Source organism: Skermanella aerolata KACC 11604 (genome assembly GCF_000936425.1).
Classification (GTDB): Bacteria; Pseudomonadota; Alphaproteobacteria; order Azospirillales; family Azospirillaceae; genus Skermanella; species Skermanella aerolata.
The window spans coordinates 140,742-156,114 of record NZ_AVFK01000017.1 but is presented as its reverse complement, the minus strand read 5'-3'; the positions used below and the strand labels follow the sequence as shown (position 1 = coordinate 156,114).

The following is a 15,373-nucleotide window of genomic DNA, read 5'->3' as shown; positions in this document are numbered from 1 at the left end:
AGCGGCGTGACTCAACTAAACCGGCCTCCAGGAATCCTGGGGCGGTTCACAGTACTCGTAGGATCACCACCATCTCGGGCGGAACGACGCGATAAACAAGCAGGTGACGCGGCACTCCCACTCCGCTTCCCGCCGTCCGCGCCCGATCACGGCTCAGGCGCAAATGGTGCATTCGATACCCCTGCCCAAAAGCTGGGGGAAGTTCGCGGCTTCCGCGCCGCAGGGGCTCAGTGGCGACATCCCGCAGCGCGGTTTCGATCAGAGCCTCGTAACGCCGTCGGCCGGCATCGCCGAAATGCTCCGCACTCCAGTCGAGAATCGACGCGATATCCCGTTTGGCGGGACCGGTAAGCCGCAGACGCGGCATTCAGTTCGAGGACGTCCGCCGGAGCGCGCTTTCGCCAAGTCCCGCCAGATATTTACCCAAGTCGCCGTCTTCCACATCCTCATAGTCGCCCTGCTCCAGGGCCGCCTCCCCGACCGCGATCGCGTCGCGCAGGCGCTGGAGCCGCAATTCGTCCTCGCGCTGACGCAATTCAAGCAGGCGCAGACCTTCGCGCACCACTTCGCTCGCATTCTGGTACTGGCCGGAATGAACATTGACCTCGACAAAACGGTCGAAGTGATCGGTGAGATTGACATTGCGCGTCGGCATCGCAGGCGCCTCCGGTTGGTTTCCACCAATTATACCGGGACTGGCAAAAATTGGCAACATCACCGCACTCCGCCTACTCCGCCGGCAACTGCCGTCCGACCGTCGGGGGCTTGCCCGCCGCCTTGCCCTTCCGCAGCTCTTCCTCAAGCCACAGGCTATGGTGCTCGCGTGCCCAGTTCACATCGACCTGACCGCTGCCCATCGCGTCGAACGCGCCTTCCATGCCGATCGAGCCGATGTAGATGTGGCTGATGATGCCGGCGATCAACAGGACCGACAGGATGGCGTGGACCAGATGCGCAAGCTGCATGCCGGCGATGTCGGTCACGGCGAAGGGGAACAGCAGCACGTAGCCGCTGGCCGCCACGACGCCGCCGCCCGCGACGACCATCCAGAAGATCAGCTTCTGCCCGGCGTTGAACTTCTTCGCGGGCGGGTGCTTGCCCTTGGAGAACAGACCGCCCGCCGCCTTGATCCAGGCGATGTCGCTGCCGTTCGGGATGTTGTGGCGGACCCAGATCAGCAGCATCAGCACGATGCCGAGCACGAAGGGGAAGCTGAGGAAGTTATGCGCTAGCTTGCCGTAAACCGTCATCGTCGCGAAGGCTTCCGGTCCCAGCAGCGGGATCAGCAGCCAGCGCCCGAACACGAGGTTCAGGCCGGTCACCGCCAGCACCAGGAAGCTCGCCGCCGTGATCCAATGGGCGAACCGCTCCATCCCGTTGAAGCGCTGGATGCGCCGCCGCGACGGCCCGGCATCGATCCGGATCTTGCCCCGGACAACATAGAACACCACCAGCGCCGCGATCATCCCGAGCAGGACCACGGCGGACACCGTCTTCAGCGTGCCGTCGCGCAGCGCCCGCCAGTCCTGCCCCTCCGGCTGGATCAGCATCGCCGATTTCTGGTCCGGGATGCTGACTCGCCCGTGCAGGTTTCCCTGCAACTGCTGGAGCAGCAGTTGATCGTTGCTGACGTCAGGCCCCGTCAGCGTGTTCGGCCCCGGCGGAACCGGGGTCTGGGCGAAAGAAGCCACCGCCGGCATAAGCAGGAATAAGGCCAGGGTCAGCGACAGCAGGCGCACGACGCGCCCAAGATTCATGGACATGATGCTTCCTTCCCCGGCTCTCACGTTGTCGCCTTGTCCTTGTACGCGGTGGACCAGCCCCAGGCGCCGGAGCCATACCCACGCCGAACCGCGCGTTCCTTGTAGATGTCGGCGATGATCTCGCCGTCGCCAGCCAGCAGGGCCTTGGTCGAGCACATCTCCGCGCAGAGCGGCAGCTTGCCCTCCGCCAGACGATTCGCGCCGTATTTGGAATACTCCGCCGGGGTCATGTCATCCTCGGGCCCGCCGGCGCAGAAGGTGCATTTGTCCATCTTGCCCCGGCTGCCGAAGTTGCCGACCTGCGGGTACTGCGGCGCTCCGAACGGACAGGCGTAGAAGCAATAGCCGCAGCCGATGCACAGGTCCTTGCTGTGCAGGACGACGCCCTCATCCGTCTTGTAGAAGCAATCGACCGGGCAGACCGCCATGCACGGCGCGTCGGTGCAGTGCATGCAGGCCATGGAGATCGAGCGCTCACCCGGCTTGCCGTCGTTCAGCGTCACGACGCGGCGGCGGTTGATGCCCCAGGGGACCTCGTGCTCGTTCTTGCAAGCGGTGACGCAGGCGTTGCACTCGATGCAGCGTTCGGCGTCGCACAGGAACTTCATTCTTGCCATGGTTCAGCTCCTCCGCCTCAAGCCGCGACGATTCGGCAAAGGGTGCACTTGGTTTCCTGCATGTAGGTCACCGGGTCGTAGCCGTAGGTCGTCAGCGCGTTGACCGACTCGCCCAGCACGATCGGGTCCGTTCCGGGCGGATAGGCCGAACGCTGGCTCTCCCCTTCCCAGAAACCCGCGAAGTGGAAGGGCATGAACGCCACGCCCGGCCCGACGCGGTCGGTCACCAGCGCCTTCATCCGCGCCCTGCTGTTGCCCTCCGGCCCATGGACCCAGACCTGAGCGCCGTCCTTGACGCCAAGCCGCGCCGCGTCCTGGGTGTTGACCTCGACGAACATCTCCTGCTGAAGCTCCGCCAGCCACTTGTTGGACCGGGTTTCCTCGCCGCCGCCCTCATACTCGACCAGCCGGCCTGACGTCAGGATGATCGGGAAGTCCTTGGTCACGTCCTTCGCCTGGAGGCTCTTGCCGAGATGGGCGACGCGGAAGTCGCGCCGGTCGTCCAGCGTCGGGTACTGCTCCACCAGATCGCGGCGGGAGGTATAGATCGGCTCGCGATGGACCGGTACCGGGTCCGGCAGGTTCCAGGCCACCGCCCGCGCCTTGGCGTTGCCAAACGGTGAGCAGCCGTGCCTCAGCGCCACCCGGATGATGCCGGTGGACAGGTCGGTCGCCCAACTGACGCCGTCCGGGTTCGCGCCGCCGATCTTTTCGATCACCGTCCGCTCCGCCTCGGTCAGGTCGGTGTGCCAGCCCAGCTTCTTGAGCATCCCATAGGTGAATTCGGGATAGCCGTCCTCGATCTCCGATCCCTTCGACCACGATCCTTCGGCCAGCAGGTTCGCGCCGTCCTTCTCGACGCCGAACCGGGCGCGGAAGGTGCCGCCGCCCTCCATCACATGCTTCGAGGTATCGTAGAGGATATGCGTGCCGGGGTGCTTCAGTTCCGCCGTGCCCCAGCACGGCCAGGGTAGGCCGTAGTATTCACCGGCGCACGGCCCTGATGAGGCCTTCAGCGTCGTCCGGTCGAAGTCGGCCTGATGCTCCATGTGGAGCCGCAGCCGCTCCGGCGACTGGCCCGAATACCCGGTCGAGAGCGAGCCGTAGTTGATTTCCCGCAGGATGTCTTCCGGGTCCGGCTGGCCGTTCACCACCTTGATCCGCTTGAACATCTCGGCGCCGAAGCCAAGCCGCATCGCCAGCGCGTACATCACGTCGTAGTCGTTCTTCGACTCGAAGATCGGCTCCACCACCCGGTCGCCCCACTGGATCGAGCGGTTGGACGCGGTGCGCGACCCGTCCGCCTCGAACTGGGTGCAGATCGGCAGCAGGTATGTCCCGTTCTTCCGCCCGCTGACCGACGCGAAGGTCGTCGGGTGCGGATCGGCCACAACCAGCAGGTCCAGCGCCTCCAGGCCCTTCCGCATTTCCGGCATGCGGGTGACCGTGTTGCCGCCGTGGCCGAACACCATCATCGCCTTGACGGGAGACGGCTGCTCGATGTCTTCCGGCTTCGCCAGCACGGCGTCGAACCAGCGGGTCGTCGGGATGCCCTTCGCCTCCATGAACTTTTGGGAAACGAAGCGCCTCTTCATCCACTCGTAATCGACGCCCCAGACCCGGCTCCAGTGCTTCCAGGCGCCCTCGGTCAGCCCGTAGTAAGCCGGCAGCGAAGTTACATCCAAGCCGAAGTCGGTAGCGCCCTGCACGTTGCAGTGCCCGCGGAAGATGTTCGCCCCGCCGCCCGCGACACCGATATTGCCCAGCGCGAGCTGAAGGATGCTCAGCGCCCGCACATTGGCGGTGCCGACCGTGTGCTGGGTGATGCCCATGCACCAGATCAGCGTCGAGGGCCGGTTCTTCGCCATGATCTCCGCGACCTTGCGGACCTGGTCGCCCGGCACGCCGGTCACCCGCTCGACCTCCTGCGGGGTCCACTTCTTGACCTCGGCGCGGATCTTGTCCATGCCGTGAACGCGCTGCTCGATATAGGACTTGTCTTCCCAGCCGTTCTCGAAGATGTGCCAGAGCATCCCCCAGACCAGCGGAATGTCCGTGCCCGGCCGAAGCCGGACATACTCGGTCGCGTGAGCCGCCGTGCGGGTGAAGCGGGGATCGACGACGATCAGGTGCGCCTTGTTGATCTCCTTGCCACGCAGCACGTGCTGCAACGAAACCGGATGGGCCTCGGCGGGATTGCCGCCGATGATCAGGATCGCCTTGGAGTTATGGATGTCGTTGTAGCTGTTGGTCATGGCGCCGTAGCCCCATGTGTTCGCAACGCCCGCGACCGTCGTGGAGTGGCAGATACGCGCCTGATGGTCCACCGTATTGGTGCCCCAGAAGGCCGCCATCTTGCGGAACAGGTAAGCGCCTTCGTTGGAGAACTTGGCCGAACCCAGCCAGAACACCGATTCCGGCGACGACTTCTCGCGGATCTCCAGCAGCTTCGCCCCAATCTCGTCGATCGCCTTTTCCCAGCTCAGCCGCGTCCACTGGCCGTCCACCAGCTTCATCGGATATTTCAGCCGGCGGTCGCCATGGACCAGTTCGCGCACCGCAGCGCCCTTGGCGCAATGCGTGCCGTTGTTGATCGGGCTGTCCCAGCTCGGCTCCTGGCCGACCCAGACGCCGTTCTGAACTTCCGCCGTGACCGTGCAGCCGACCGAGCAGTGGGTGCAGATGCTCTTCTTGCGGGTGATCTCGACCCCCGGCGTCGTCGGCCCGGCCTCCGCCTTGCCGACCATGCTCATGGAGGAAACCGCCCCTGCGGCGGCCAATCCCCCCGCAGCGAGCCCCGAGCGCTTCAGGAAAGCGCGCCGATCCATCGGCGCCGCAGCGGCGACCGAGCCGAACATCCCCGTCCCACGACCCGCTGCCGTAGGCTTCCTCTTGACCAGCATGGCGAATCGCTCCCGTTAGAACCGGTTGGTTGCGTAGTATTTCTTGACGTGGTCGGTTTCCCGGTAACGCTGCTTGACGCGCTGGTCCGCCGTCTCGACCGCTGCGGCTGGCCCCGCCGCCAGCAGGGGAACGGCGGCAGCGGCGCCGGCAGCGCCCGCCCCCATCACGCGCAGGAAATCACGGCGTTCAAGCCCCGCTCTCTTCTTCTCCGCGTCCATCCCCCGTCTCCCTTATTGTTGTTGCTTAAGATTGAAGTCAGGCCGTCATCCCAAAGGCTTCGGCCTCGATGGCAAGAAAGAGCTGGCCGATCTCGCCGACCGGCCGGTAAAGATCCGCTCCTTGCGCCTTTTCCAGGTCCGCGAAGAACTTCCCGGCCCAGGGCGCCAGATGCTTGTCGTAGAACCCGCGCTGCGCCGCCAGATCGGCGGGAGCGCCGAAGCTGCCGGCGATCAGGCCGGCCATCATCTCGCAGATCGACGCGATGTGGTCTTCCGGCTCCTTCACGTCGGTCTTCCGCGCGATGCCCAGCGCCTGCATGTCGGCCCGAAGCTTCGCCAGCGGCTTTTCGTTGAGGAAGCCGGTCAGGTAATACGACGCGTAAGGCACCAGCTCGCCGCGCGCGACGCCGATGAACAGCGCGAAGTATTCGCGCTCAGCCGAAGCCTCGTCGGTCCGCGATGCCGCCGCCGCCAATCGCGACAAGGCCCCACCGAACGGCGTGTCGTCGCCCTTCAGGGCGGCGACGCGGGCCAGCAGGCTCCCGTCCGGCTGCCGGACCAGGAGTTGTGCGAGCAGGCTGTAGCATTGTGCCCGCAGCAGGTCGGCTTCGTCGATATCAGCGGTCAAGTCATCACCAGTAAACAAGTTAACATCTGTCTCAAACTTCAACTATCATGCCGCAATGCAGCACAAACGCGATCCTTCCTGCCGTTGAGGGCAAGAAAAAACCATACCTACTTTTCGCGGGATCAACAAGCCTGCGCAGGCACTCGGCTTCAGGAAAAGCTGGGCACCGCTCCGCCGTGACGGCGCCGGCGCGGCAGTTCGGGCACCACCTCCGCCACAGGCTCCTCGACGGGGGCCGAAAGCCGCTCCGGTTCCGGCTCAGCCTCGACCGCCGCGACTTCGACAACCGAAGCCTCGGCCTCCGGGACCTCCGGCTCGTCAGGCTCCGGCTTCGGCTCTGGCTCCTCCGCCTTGAGCAGCCCGAACACCCGATCCGCCAATTCCTTGACGTTATCGGTCACCCGCAGCGCCCCATAGCCCGGCGCGTTGAAGTCCCAGTCGTAGTCGGCCAGCGTCTTGTACCCTGTTATCGCCGGATCGGTCGCCCAGGCCCGCCGCAACGCCATAGTCCGCAACTCCCGAGGCACCCCCGGCTTCAGGAACGCCGTATAGTCGCTAACGGCATCCAGCGTATCCAACGCAGGCAGCGACGCCGGATCGAACGGCTCCGGCTCGGCCTCCGGCACCTCTGGAATCTCCGCCGCCGGCTCGGAAACCTCCGCCGCCCTGGTCCGCTTCAGCCGAGCCCAGCGCCCTAAAAAGCCCTCGTCCTCAGTCTTCGTCTTCATAATCCGCATCCTCGTAGCCGCGCTGCCCCGGCGTGCGGATCGCCATCGCCTCCGGATCGGCCCGGTCGCGTTTCCGCTTCCATTTCGTCCGCTCGACGTAGTGAACAGCGACGAAGGCCTCCATCCACTCCCGCACCGGCCCCGGCAGAGGCAGCGCCTCGACCAGATCGTCGCCGGTATCGGCATGGGCATGGGACTCACCCGGATCGACCGTGGCCCCCAGCAGCTTGATGCCGCGCGCGTCGTCCGTCTTCCGCAACACGACGTAGATAGCCGGCTCCCGGCTCTGGAGGTTATAGGCGTAAGTCTCGCACTCGCCCGGAAACAGCGACAGCTCCGCCGCCCCCGCCAAGTAACGCACCCAGCCCTCGCCCTGCCCCAGCACCGTCCAGTCCGCCGCCGAAACCTCCCCCGGCAGGACATCGACCGCCTGCCAGCGGTGCGACTGCCACGGATGGTCGATCCGCCGATGCTCCACGACGACCCCGACCATCATCCGCTCACCCTGAACCGAAACCGCCACGATCAACCCTTCCCCGCGATCGGCAGATTGACCAGCAGGTTCTGAGGCTTCAGCCGAAGCTTGCGGTCCGCCGTCATCGCCATCGCCATATAGACAGGACGCCCCGCCACCCGTTCCAGCATCGCCCCAGGATCGTCGAATTCCAGCCTGAACAGCGCCAGTACCCGGCTCAGCCGCTCCGCGTCGACCTCGTCCCCATTATAAAGCGCGTTCATGATCCCGGTCGCCTCGGTATCCAGCCCGACATGCCACGACCAGCGCTCATCGCTGATCTGCTGGACCGGATGAATCCGCACCACCACCCCCAGCAGATGCCGAACCCAGTGCTCCAGCACCCGGCACAGCGCATCCAGCCCCGGCTTGGGAAACCCGACCTCCAGCACCATGTCGAAGGCATCGCTCCGAGCCCAGTACTCACCGGCATTCCCCTCCGTCATGACATCCAGATCGACGCCGCGAACGGCGGTGCCGTTCTCCGCCAGCAGCCGCCCCAGCCCGCCGAACCCGCCGTCGCGCGACCGTTCGTCAACGGTATCCTCGTCGGCCACCAGCACCGCGCCGTCCTGAAGGTTGACCCGCTGCGACCGGAACAGCAGCTCCGCCGCCCGTGCCCGCATCGGCTCCCCAACGCCCTCCAGCATGGTCCGCAGGATCACCTGGACAAGCTGATCCAGGAACAGCGCCGGCACCCGCCCGGCACCTCCCCCCCGAACCAGCGCCAGATACCCCTCCTCCAGCGTGTCCCGGCTCACCAGCACGTCGCGAAAGCCCAGCCAGACCTCATAGTTCTCCCGCGCGTCCGGATCGGCCAAAGCCGCCAGCCGCTCCGCGCCCACCTCAAGCCGAGGGTTCGCCAGCAGCGCCCGGTGAAGCGCCAACTCCGAAGCGCAGGAGTCCTCGACCGGCCCGATCTCCGGCCGGGCCAGATAGGCCCGCAGAAAATCGTCGGTCACCTCCAGCCGCCCTTCGGGCGTCCGATCCAGCAGAAGGTGCCCCGAACTCAACCAGAAATCGCCCGTCAATCCAAATTCCCCTATTTCACAAACCCCAAGAAGGCTCCTGTAACGCCGCCGCCAGCCCGATGCGCCTGACGCCGTCCTCCGTCCCCAGCAGAAGCGCCCCGGCGCCGTCGATCCCGGTGAACATCCCCGTCACCGTTTCCGCCTCCGCCGCCCCGGCCGAGACCGTCAGCGATACCTCGCCGTCATAGTCGGAAGCCCGCGCGATCCACGCAGCGCAGACCTGATCGAACCCATCGTCCTGCCACGTGTTCATCCAGGCAAGGAAGTGCCGGCTGAAGCTTTCCAGCAGGGCCGGCGTTTCCACCTCCCCAAAGCCTTCCTCGTGCAGGGCGGTGCGATCGGCCCGCAGCCCTGGACTGTCGTCATCGGGAAAACCATGAACCTGGACCGATACTCCCAGCACCATCCAGTCCGGAATCGCCTCCGCCACTCCCCGGACATCCGCCGCCGCGACCCTGACTCCCCCGACCACACCGCCATTGACCTCGATCCGGTCCGGCCAGCCGAAGGTGACGGGGATATTCGGCGGTCCCAGTGCTCCCAGCGCATCGCTCAAGCCCAGCAGCGCCACATAGACCACCGGCAAGGAAGCCGCCAGGGGCTGATCCGGTTCCAGCACGACCGCGCAGTCCAGCCGGTCGGCGCGGCGGGTCCAGACCAGCGTTCCCGCCTCCACGTCTCCGCCCGCGACCATGTCCAGCGCATGGGCGAAGGCGCCGCCGCGCGCTATGCTCACGCCCCGATATATGGGCGGAAGCTCCGGTTCGAAATTCTTGGAGTGAATGAACGTCTCGGAAACCAAAGCGGCGCTCTCATATAAGGGCAAATGGACAAGCTTGCGGCCGGACTGTCTGACTGTTGGACTGCCGGACGGCCTATCGCAAATATCGGGGCATTCCCCTAGGATCGCAATGAAGCCTTTTACCCAAGACCGTGTAGTGGAATCGATGGAAGTCAACGGCCGCACCGTCCTCGTCTGCAACTGCGAGGGCACCATGCCCCTGGACGGCGCGAAACTGGCGAAAGCCTGCGGCGCCTCCAACCCCGCGACCCTGGCAACCCAACTGTGCCGGGCCGAGTTGGACCGTTTCGTATCGGCCCTGGAATCCCCCACCGCCGGCTCCCCGACCAAACCCATAACGGTAGCCTGCACCCAGGAAGCCTCCCTGTTCACCGATCAGGCCCAGGACTCGGCGCAGCACTCGCCCCCCGGCGCCCCCCTGACCTTCGTCAACATCCGCGAACGCGCCGGCTGGTCCGTCGAAGCGGACGATGCCCACCCCAAGATCGCCGCCCTGATCGCCGAAGCGACTCTTGCCGTCGCCCCCATCTCCTCGATCGAGCTGAAGTCCGAAGGCGTCGCCCTGATCTACGGCCGCGACGAGCAGGCGATCGAAGCCGCCCGCCAGTTGATGGACAAGCTGGACATCACCGTCCTGCTGACACGGCCCGACGCGGTGATCCCGCCGCGCACGGCGGAGTTCCCGATCCTCAAGGGCACCATCGTCAAGGCGACCGGCCACCTCGGCAAGTTCGAGGTCGAGGTCGACGACTACGCCGCCCCGCTCCCCTCGTCGCGCCAGTCCCTGACCTTCGGCCCATCGCGCCGGGGCGCCAAATCCACCTGCGACATCATCCTGGACCTGACCGGCGGCACGCCGCTGTTCCCGGCCCACGGCAAGCGCGATGGCTATCTCCGCCCCGACCCCGGCAACCCGGCCGAAGTCCAGAAGGCGATCTTCCAGTTCGCCGATCTGGTCGGAGAATTCGACAAGCCCCGCTACGTCGATTACCGCGCCGAGCTGTGCGCCCATTCCCGCAACAAGAAGACCGGCTGCACCCGCTGCCTGGACGTCTGCCCGACCGGAGCGATCACATCAGACCGTGACCACGTCGCGATCGACCCGTTCGTCTGCGCCGGCTGCGGTTCCTGCGCCGCCGTCTGCCCTACGGGAGCCGCCACCTACGCCCTGCCGCGTCCCGAACCCCTGCTCGAACGCCTCCGCACCCTTCTCCTGACCTACCACGAAGCCGGAGGCAGCGACGCCGTCGTCCTGGTCCACGACGCCGAGCACGGCGACCCGCTGATCGACCTGGCCGCCCGCTTCGGCCCCGGATTGCCGGCCCGCGTGATCCCCTTCCAAGTCAACTCCATCACCCAGCTCGGCATCGAAGCCTTGGCTGCTCCCTTCGCCTTCGGCGCGTCGGAACTGCGAATCCTCGCCCCGGCCAAACCGCGCGAAGACCTGACCCCGCTCGCCCGCAACCTGGGCCTTGCCGAAACGATCCTGTCCGGCCTCGGCTTCGGTTCCGGCCGGGCATCCCTGATGGAATCCGACGACCCCGACCGGTTCGCGGCCGACCTCTACGCCATGCCCCGCCGCAAGGGCGCCGACCCCACCAACTTCCTGCCGATGGGCGACAAGAAGGGCCTGTCACGTCTGGTCCTCCGCAAGCTCCAGAGCGTAGCGCCCGAGCCGATCCCCGTCCTGCCGCTGGCCATGGGAGCCCCCTTCGGCACCCTCGACATCGACGCCGAGGGCTGCACCCTCTGCCTCGCCTGCGTTTCTACCTGTCCGACCGGCGCCCTGACCGACAACGCCGACCGCCCGATGCTGAGCTTCACCGAGGACGCCTGCGTCCAGTGCGGCCTGTGCAAGAACACCTGCCCGGAAAACGTGATCAAGCTGCACCCGCAGCTAAACTTCACCGATACGGCGCGCAGCCCCATCCTGGTCAAGCAGGAGGAACCCTGCCACTGCATCCGCTGCAACAAGCCCTTCGGCACCAAGGCGTCGATCGATCGCATCGCCGCCAAGCTGTCGGGCAGCCACTGGATGTTCGACAACAAGGCGATCATCGACCGCATCTACATGTGCGGCGACTGCCGCGTCATCGCCCAGTCCGAGGCCACATTAGACCCCTACGCCGGCCCCGAACGCCCCAAGACCATCACCACCGAAGACTACAAGCACTGACCCCCACACCGTCCCCTGCCGGCGCGACACGCCGCCGGCAGGGGGTAGAAGCGGCTTCCAGCCGCGTTCAGCGCCCGCGACTATTTCGCCACTCCCTACAGAAAACGATCCGCCTGAGACAGGCTATAAAGCGGTAACTCTATTATCCTGCAAATTCTATCCGGTATTGCTCCGTTCAATCTGTGTTTGCATAGTACTGTGACATAAATCGGCATGAAGAAGTGCCATTCCTTCTGTCACAGCAACTAATCGGGCACTCATGCGAAACGAATTTGCCGAAAAGTCGACAGGCGTCCAAAGCATAGACTATTCCGGCAGCGATGTTCTCGAGATCATGGCGGAAGCAATCAAGTACAATGCATTCTTGACACATGAAGTTTTAAGTCACGCCCCAAAATCCGGCCACGTGCTTGATTTCGGCGCCGGCATCGGCACCTTCTCCGCTCCGGTCGCCAAGTTGGGCCTCCAGGTCACCTGTGTCGAGTACGACGACGGCCAAAGGTCCAAGATCAAGGAACTGCACGGCCTCGCCTCGGTAAAGAGGATCGAGGACGTCGCCGACGCTTCGGTCGACTACGTTTTCACCCTCAACGTCCTTGAACACATAGAAGACGACGTCAAGGCTCTGAAGCAACTTTATCGTGTCCTCAAGCCCGGCGGCCGGCTCTACGTCTTCGTTCCGGCCTTTCAGCTACTCTATTCCGAATTCGACCGCCGCATCGGCCACTACCGCCGCTACCACAAGGCCGGTCTGGTGCAAGCCGTCGCCAAGGCGGATTTCCAGGACATCGAAGCCAGATACTACGACAGCCTGGGCTTCGCGGCAGCGCTGGCCTACAAGCTGGTGTCCAAACAGGACGGCAAAGTCTCGCCCTCCACGGTCGGCATCTACGACCGCTATGTCTTCCCCGTGAGCCGCCTGCTAGACATCGCGGCCAAGCCGTTCATTGGGAAGAACGTCGGACTGACTGCTCGCAAGCCGTTGTAACGCGCTGGGCTGGAACTTGGTCTATGCCGGATCATCGGTATTGCAGCGGCATCCGGAATTGACTTGCACGGCAGTTGAACTGCACCGAGACATCGCGCAGCCCAAGGCTACCCTCGACCCCCTATGCCGGCCCCGAACGCCCCGAGACCATCACCACCGAAGACCACAAGCAATAACGGACTGCCGGATGCGGACGGCGATTTCCCAGTCGCTTCTTGCGGAATCCAGCCGGTGTATTACAATGTACACAAATGCGCATAGCGGGGTTTCCATGGCCGACAGCAGCACCGTCACCATCCGGCTTTCCAGCCATGCGAAGGAACAGCTTGCCGAACTGGCGGACCGCACCCGGCGCAGCCGGAGTTTCCTAGCGGCGGAAGCCATCAGCGCCTATGTCGAACGTGAGCTTTCCATTATCGAGAAGGTCGAGCGCGGCCGGGCCGATGTGCGGGCAGGACGGACGACGCCGCATGACGAGGTGATGCGCGAAGCCCGCACCATCATCGAGGCTGCCCGGACGCGCCAGTGAAGCGGCATGTCGTCTGGTCCGACGAGGCCCGCAACGATTATCTCGCCATCATTCGCCACATCGCCGACGAGAACCCCGATGCCGCCGAGCGTGTGGCCGCGCGGATCGACCATGCCGGCGCCGCACTGGCGGATTTCGCGACTGGCCGACCTGGGCGAGTGACAGGCACCTATGAGCGAGTGCTGCACGATCTGCCCTATATCGTCGCCTATGAGATCATAGCTCATCCTGAAGGCGGCGAAACCGTCGCTATTCTTCACGTGATTCACGGCGCACGCGATTGGCCTGCGGAGCAGTGGCCCGCTTCCGGTTAAACACTCCGGCTCCCCCTCCAAATCCCATATCAGCCGCCCTTGCAAAGCCGCCGCCGGTATCTGGGAACCATGCTCCTGAACCGGGCCACAGGCGAACTGGTCATAACCAAGTCCCAGCTCCACGACGGTCAAGAAGTCGAAATCTACTTCCAATCCTCCGCTAACAATAACGACAGAGGCAACCGCGAAAGATATTTCCCAGTCCTGCCGGCCGAACTCCGCATCAACATGGCCGTTCACTGGCTGGTCCGCCGCCCATACCAAGCCATCCCTTCCGGCACCCTGCGCGAGAGCCTATGGCTGAGCGTCGGCCTCCACATCGTCCAGCTTCAGCCGGCCCCCAGCCATGACGCTCAACCCTCCCCACCCTGGCTGCACCGCGACGGCGAAGCGGTCACCTACATCGTCCTGATGAACCGCGAAGGCGTCACCGGCGGCATCAACTACGTCACCACGCCCCGGTGGGTGAACCACCAGCCCGAAGAAGTCCCCCCGCAAGACCTCCTCGCCCAAACCACCCTGACGGCTCCCCTGGACGGCCTCGGCGTAATCGACGAACGCGTCGCCCACCACGTCACGTCGGTACGGCATGCGGAGCGGGGGGGAAGCGTGCCGGAGCGTGTTGCTGATGGATTTTTCGGAGTTGGTTCCGTACCGGGAGTGAAGCGCCTGAGCCGGGAAAGTCATTGCCTAATCTAGGCGGAAATTGATGCTCTAGCACTCTGCAGAGAGCTCTGTTCAGTACTCTATCCCTTGGAGCTATGCGAATATCGTCTCAACAGAATATACTTCTCGCGTTTTGATCCGCAGCCTCCTAGAGGACAGCATTGGGCGGTGGCTTGATGTTTGGCCAGCGCTCGGCAATTGTGGCGCATGCCGCTGCCATGTTCTTAAAACGGCTTAGCGAATCGGAGGGTGCAGGAATAACTGTGCCAGAAAAAGCATCTATGGTGATACACATGGCTTGCTCAACTTCCAATCCATCATCAAGCTTGGTCTCGTTGAGGTAACCAAATAGAAAAGCTGACTGCCATTTTCCAACAGCCTCTTTTAAAGGCTTTCCTTTTGCGTAACGCAACATACCAGCCCCTACTCGCGCCCGATTAGTCTTTGTAATCCTTTGCAATCTAAATTGAATTTGAATTGTGACTTTTACCGAGTTGATTTCAATCGATGAGTCTTTACCAGCATCCAAGAAATCCGCATTTGGGAGCACTATTTGGCTCCAGTTATTTGCAAAACATTCTATGTAATCAGCATTATGGGCAAACATATCTTTGTCAAAAGTATTATCATGTATACGATTCCTGATTATTTTAGCCTTCTGGTTCAAAATTTCGATATCTTTATGGTTCTCTTTACATTTTATGAATTGTGAAATCGCCATTTTTGCTTCGTCATGTTGAACAACACGAGCTATCGCTTGATATTTGCAGCCTCGAACGATTGTGCGCTTGGTGGCTTCTGATGCAGCCATGAAGTCCGCCAAGTACCGAGCCGATATCTGTGGACTCTTTACTTCTCGATGAGTTTTCTGGTGGGGCATGCATCTATCTCCATTGAGAATCTACAAATATCTAGCTTTATACTACTTGCATTTTGCTTTTGATCAGAAAACATTATTCTGTTCAATAGAAAATTTAGCTACAAAGTTTTTCTTGAAGAACCACAAAAATATATTTCCTGGAAAGATTAACGGTCAAAGATCGAAGCAGCACCGTTGAGCACAAAGTTTAAAGTTTTTTAAAGACCTAAATCTCATTGTTCATCGCTTCAGATACCCTACCATGGTTTACACGAAAATGGTTTGCAATGTCTTGCTGGGACATGGTTGGATTTGCTGCAGCAAACTGGCGAATCTCTTCTGCGAGTTCAGGCGTTAAAGAAGGACTAGAGGTTGGAGCCCGACGAACTGGCGGATTTCGGTACATCTCATCCGCCAGCTCACCAAGTTCGGCGATACCATGCTCGTCCGCGATCTCGCGCATTCTTTCCCGAATTTCAGGAATGCTTCGCTTATTAGCAGACATCAACATGCTTCCTTATTGCAGAAAAAAGCTCAATGATTGATAACACACCACCTATGATAATTGTCAATAAAATATTTTCAACTCTCGAATACAGACCTTTCGGTATGTTTGTCAACTTTTTGGTTCTTTGC

18 protein-coding genes are annotated in these 15,373 nt (G+C 62.8%); 5 read left to right on the top strand and 13 right to left on the bottom strand.

Annotated features, from left to right (window positions below):
- Window positions 1-46: 46 nt before the first annotated feature.
- The 11 genes from N826_RS41820 to N826_RS43220 form a co-directional block, all read right to left on the bottom strand.
- Window positions 47-367, bottom strand: a complete 321-nt coding sequence (locus tag N826_RS41820; protein ID WP_084720953.1) for a type II toxin-antitoxin system RelE/ParE family toxin — start codon at window positions 365-367, stop codon at window positions 47-49.
- Window positions 368-655 (bottom strand): type II toxin-antitoxin system ParD family antitoxin, encoded by a 288-nt coding sequence (locus N826_RS20670; protein WP_044431928.1) that lies wholly within the window; start codon window positions 653-655, stop codon window positions 368-370.
- A 73-nt stretch (window positions 656-728) separates the two neighbouring features.
- Window positions 729-1,763 (bottom strand): formate dehydrogenase subunit gamma, encoded by a 1,035-nt coding sequence (locus N826_RS20665; RefSeq protein ID WP_244619645.1) that lies wholly within the window; start codon window positions 1,761-1,763, stop codon window positions 729-731.
- A gap of 20 nt (window positions 1,764-1,783) precedes the next feature.
- Window positions 1,784-2,380, bottom strand: coding sequence for a formate dehydrogenase FDH3 subunit beta (fdh3B, locus tag N826_RS20660; protein ID WP_044431927.1), 597 nt, complete (start codon window positions 2,378-2,380; stop codon window positions 1,784-1,786).
- Between the two features lie 17 nt (window positions 2,381-2,397).
- A complete protein-coding gene (locus N826_RS20655) occupies window positions 2,398-5,283 on the bottom strand; it encodes a formate dehydrogenase subunit alpha (protein ID WP_044431926.1) in 2,886 nt (961 codons plus the stop codon).
- Window positions 5,284-5,298: 15 nt separating this feature from the next.
- Window positions 5,299-5,502 carry a hypothetical protein gene (locus N826_RS20650; protein WP_044431925.1) on the bottom strand — a complete coding sequence of 68 codons (204 nt, stop codon included), beginning with the start codon at window positions 5,500-5,502 and terminating at the stop codon, window positions 5,299-5,301.
- 37 nt (window positions 5,503-5,539) lie between these two features.
- The gene (locus N826_RS20645) at window positions 5,540-6,130 is read right to left on the bottom strand and encodes a TorD/DmsD family molecular chaperone (protein ID WP_244619644.1); all 591 of its coding nucleotides are present in this window, start codon (window positions 6,128-6,130) and stop codon (window positions 5,540-5,542) included.
- A 149-nt stretch (window positions 6,131-6,279) separates the two neighbouring features.
- Window positions 6,280-6,858 (bottom strand): DUF3306 domain-containing protein, encoded by a 579-nt coding sequence (locus tag N826_RS44855; RefSeq protein ID WP_044431923.1) that lies wholly within the window; start codon window positions 6,856-6,858, stop codon window positions 6,280-6,282.
- Window positions 6,842-7,381, bottom strand: a complete 540-nt coding sequence (locus N826_RS20635; protein WP_244619643.1) for a DUF3305 domain-containing protein — start codon at window positions 7,379-7,381, stop codon at window positions 6,842-6,844. Before N826_RS20635 ends, N826_RS44855 begins: the two co-directional genes overlap by 17 nt.
- Before the next feature lie 2 nt (window positions 7,382-7,383).
- Window positions 7,384-8,403, bottom strand: a complete 1,020-nt coding sequence (locus tag N826_RS20630) for a DUF6352 family protein (protein ID WP_044431922.1) — start codon at window positions 8,401-8,403, stop codon at window positions 7,384-7,386.
- Between the two features lie 16 nt (window positions 8,404-8,419).
- Window positions 8,420-9,400, bottom strand: coding sequence for a biotin/lipoate--protein ligase family protein (locus tag N826_RS43220; protein WP_147040848.1), 981 nt, complete (start codon window positions 9,398-9,400; stop codon window positions 8,420-8,422).
- Between N826_RS43220 and N826_RS20620 the strand changes: the two genes are divergently transcribed.
- The 5 genes from N826_RS20620 (at window position 9,351) to N826_RS40340 (ending at window position 13,911) form a co-directional block, all read left to right on the top strand.
- Window positions 9,351-11,381 carry a 4Fe-4S binding protein gene (locus N826_RS20620; protein WP_044431921.1) on the top strand — a complete coding sequence of 677 codons (2,031 nt, stop codon included), beginning with the start codon at window positions 9,351-9,353 and terminating at the stop codon, window positions 11,379-11,381. The genes N826_RS43220 and N826_RS20620 overlap by 50 nt on opposite strands.
- A 259-nt stretch (window positions 11,382-11,640) precedes the next feature.
- Window positions 11,641-12,369, top strand: coding sequence for a class I SAM-dependent methyltransferase (locus N826_RS20615; RefSeq protein WP_044431920.1), 729 nt, complete (start codon window positions 11,641-11,643; stop codon window positions 12,367-12,369).
- Between the two features lie 271 nt (window positions 12,370-12,640).
- Window positions 12,641-12,898, top strand: coding sequence for a CopG family ribbon-helix-helix protein (locus tag N826_RS20610; RefSeq protein ID WP_044431919.1), 258 nt, complete (start codon window positions 12,641-12,643; stop codon window positions 12,896-12,898).
- Window positions 12,895-13,212, top strand: coding sequence for a type II toxin-antitoxin system RelE/ParE family toxin (locus tag N826_RS20605; RefSeq protein ID WP_044431918.1), 318 nt, complete (start codon window positions 12,895-12,897; stop codon window positions 13,210-13,212). The genes N826_RS20610 and N826_RS20605 overlap by 4 nt, the downstream gene beginning before the upstream one ends.
- A gap of 69 nt (window positions 13,213-13,281) precedes the next feature.
- Window positions 13,282-13,911: a 2OG-Fe dioxygenase family protein gene (locus N826_RS40340; RefSeq protein WP_052831687.1), complete on the top strand. Its 630-nt coding sequence runs from the start codon at window positions 13,282-13,284 to the stop codon at window positions 13,909-13,911.
- A gap of 115 nt (window positions 13,912-14,026) precedes the next feature.
- Here the strand turns inward: N826_RS40340 and N826_RS43215 are convergent, their stop codons facing one another.
- The gene (locus N826_RS43215; RefSeq protein ID WP_147040846.1) at window positions 14,027-14,689 is read right to left on the bottom strand and encodes a hypothetical protein; all 663 of its coding nucleotides are present in this window, start codon (window positions 14,687-14,689) and stop codon (window positions 14,027-14,029) included.
- Between the two features lie 274 nt (window positions 14,690-14,963).
- Window positions 14,964-15,242 carry a hypothetical protein gene (locus tag N826_RS43210; protein WP_147040844.1) on the bottom strand — a complete coding sequence of 93 codons (279 nt, stop codon included), beginning with the start codon at window positions 15,240-15,242 and terminating at the stop codon, window positions 14,964-14,966.
- Window positions 15,243-15,373 lie beyond the last annotated feature (131 nt).

What these genes read in the sequence shown, in the direction of transcription:
- N826_RS20615 (WP_044431920.1), top strand. Translation starts at nt 11,641, where the DNA reads ATGCGAAACGAATTTGCCGAAAAGTCGACAGGCGTCCAAAGCATAGAC.
- fdh3B (WP_044431927.1), bottom strand. Translation starts at nt 2,380, where the DNA reads ATGGCAAGAATGAAGTTCCTGTGCGACGCCGAACGCTGCATCGAGTGC.
- N826_RS44855 (WP_044431923.1), bottom strand. Translation starts at nt 6,858, where the DNA reads ATGAAGACGAAGACTGAGGACGAGGGCTTTTTAGGGCGCTGGGCTCGG.
- N826_RS20650 (WP_044431925.1), bottom strand. Translation starts at nt 5,502, where the DNA reads ATGGACGCGGAGAAGAAGAGAGCGGGGCTTGAACGCCGTGATTTCCTG.
- N826_RS20665 (WP_244619645.1), bottom strand. Translation starts at nt 1,763, where the DNA reads ATGTCCATGAATCTTGGGCGCGTCGTGCGCCTGCTGTCGCTGACCCTG.
- N826_RS20620 (WP_044431921.1), top strand. Translation starts at nt 9,351, where the DNA reads ATGGAAGTCAACGGCCGCACCGTCCTCGTCTGCAACTGCGAGGGCACC.
- N826_RS43210 (WP_147040844.1), bottom strand. Translation starts at nt 15,242, where the DNA reads ATGTCTGCTAATAAGCGAAGCATTCCTGAAATTCGGGAAAGAATGCGC.
- N826_RS20670 (WP_044431928.1), bottom strand. Translation starts at nt 655, where the DNA reads ATGCCGACGCGCAATGTCAATCTCACCGATCACTTCGACCGTTTTGTC.
- N826_RS43215 (WP_147040846.1), bottom strand. Translation starts at nt 14,689, where the DNA reads ATGGCTGCATCAGAAGCCACCAAGCGCACAATCGTTCGAGGCTGCAAA.
- N826_RS43220 (WP_147040848.1), bottom strand. Translation starts at nt 9,400, where the DNA reads ATGGTGCCCTCGCAGTTGCAGACGAGGACGGTGCGGCCGTTGACTTCC.
- N826_RS41820 (WP_084720953.1), bottom strand. Translation starts at nt 367, where the DNA reads ATGCCGCGTCTGCGGCTTACCGGTCCCGCCAAACGGGATATCGCGTCG.
- N826_RS20655 (WP_044431926.1), bottom strand. Translation starts at nt 5,283, where the DNA reads ATGCTGGTCAAGAGGAAGCCTACGGCAGCGGGTCGTGGGACGGGGATG.
- N826_RS40340 (WP_052831687.1), top strand. Translation starts at nt 13,282, where the DNA reads ATGCTCCTGAACCGGGCCACAGGCGAACTGGTCATAACCAAGTCCCAG.
- N826_RS20610 (WP_044431919.1), top strand. Translation starts at nt 12,641, where the DNA reads ATGGCCGACAGCAGCACCGTCACCATCCGGCTTTCCAGCCATGCGAAG.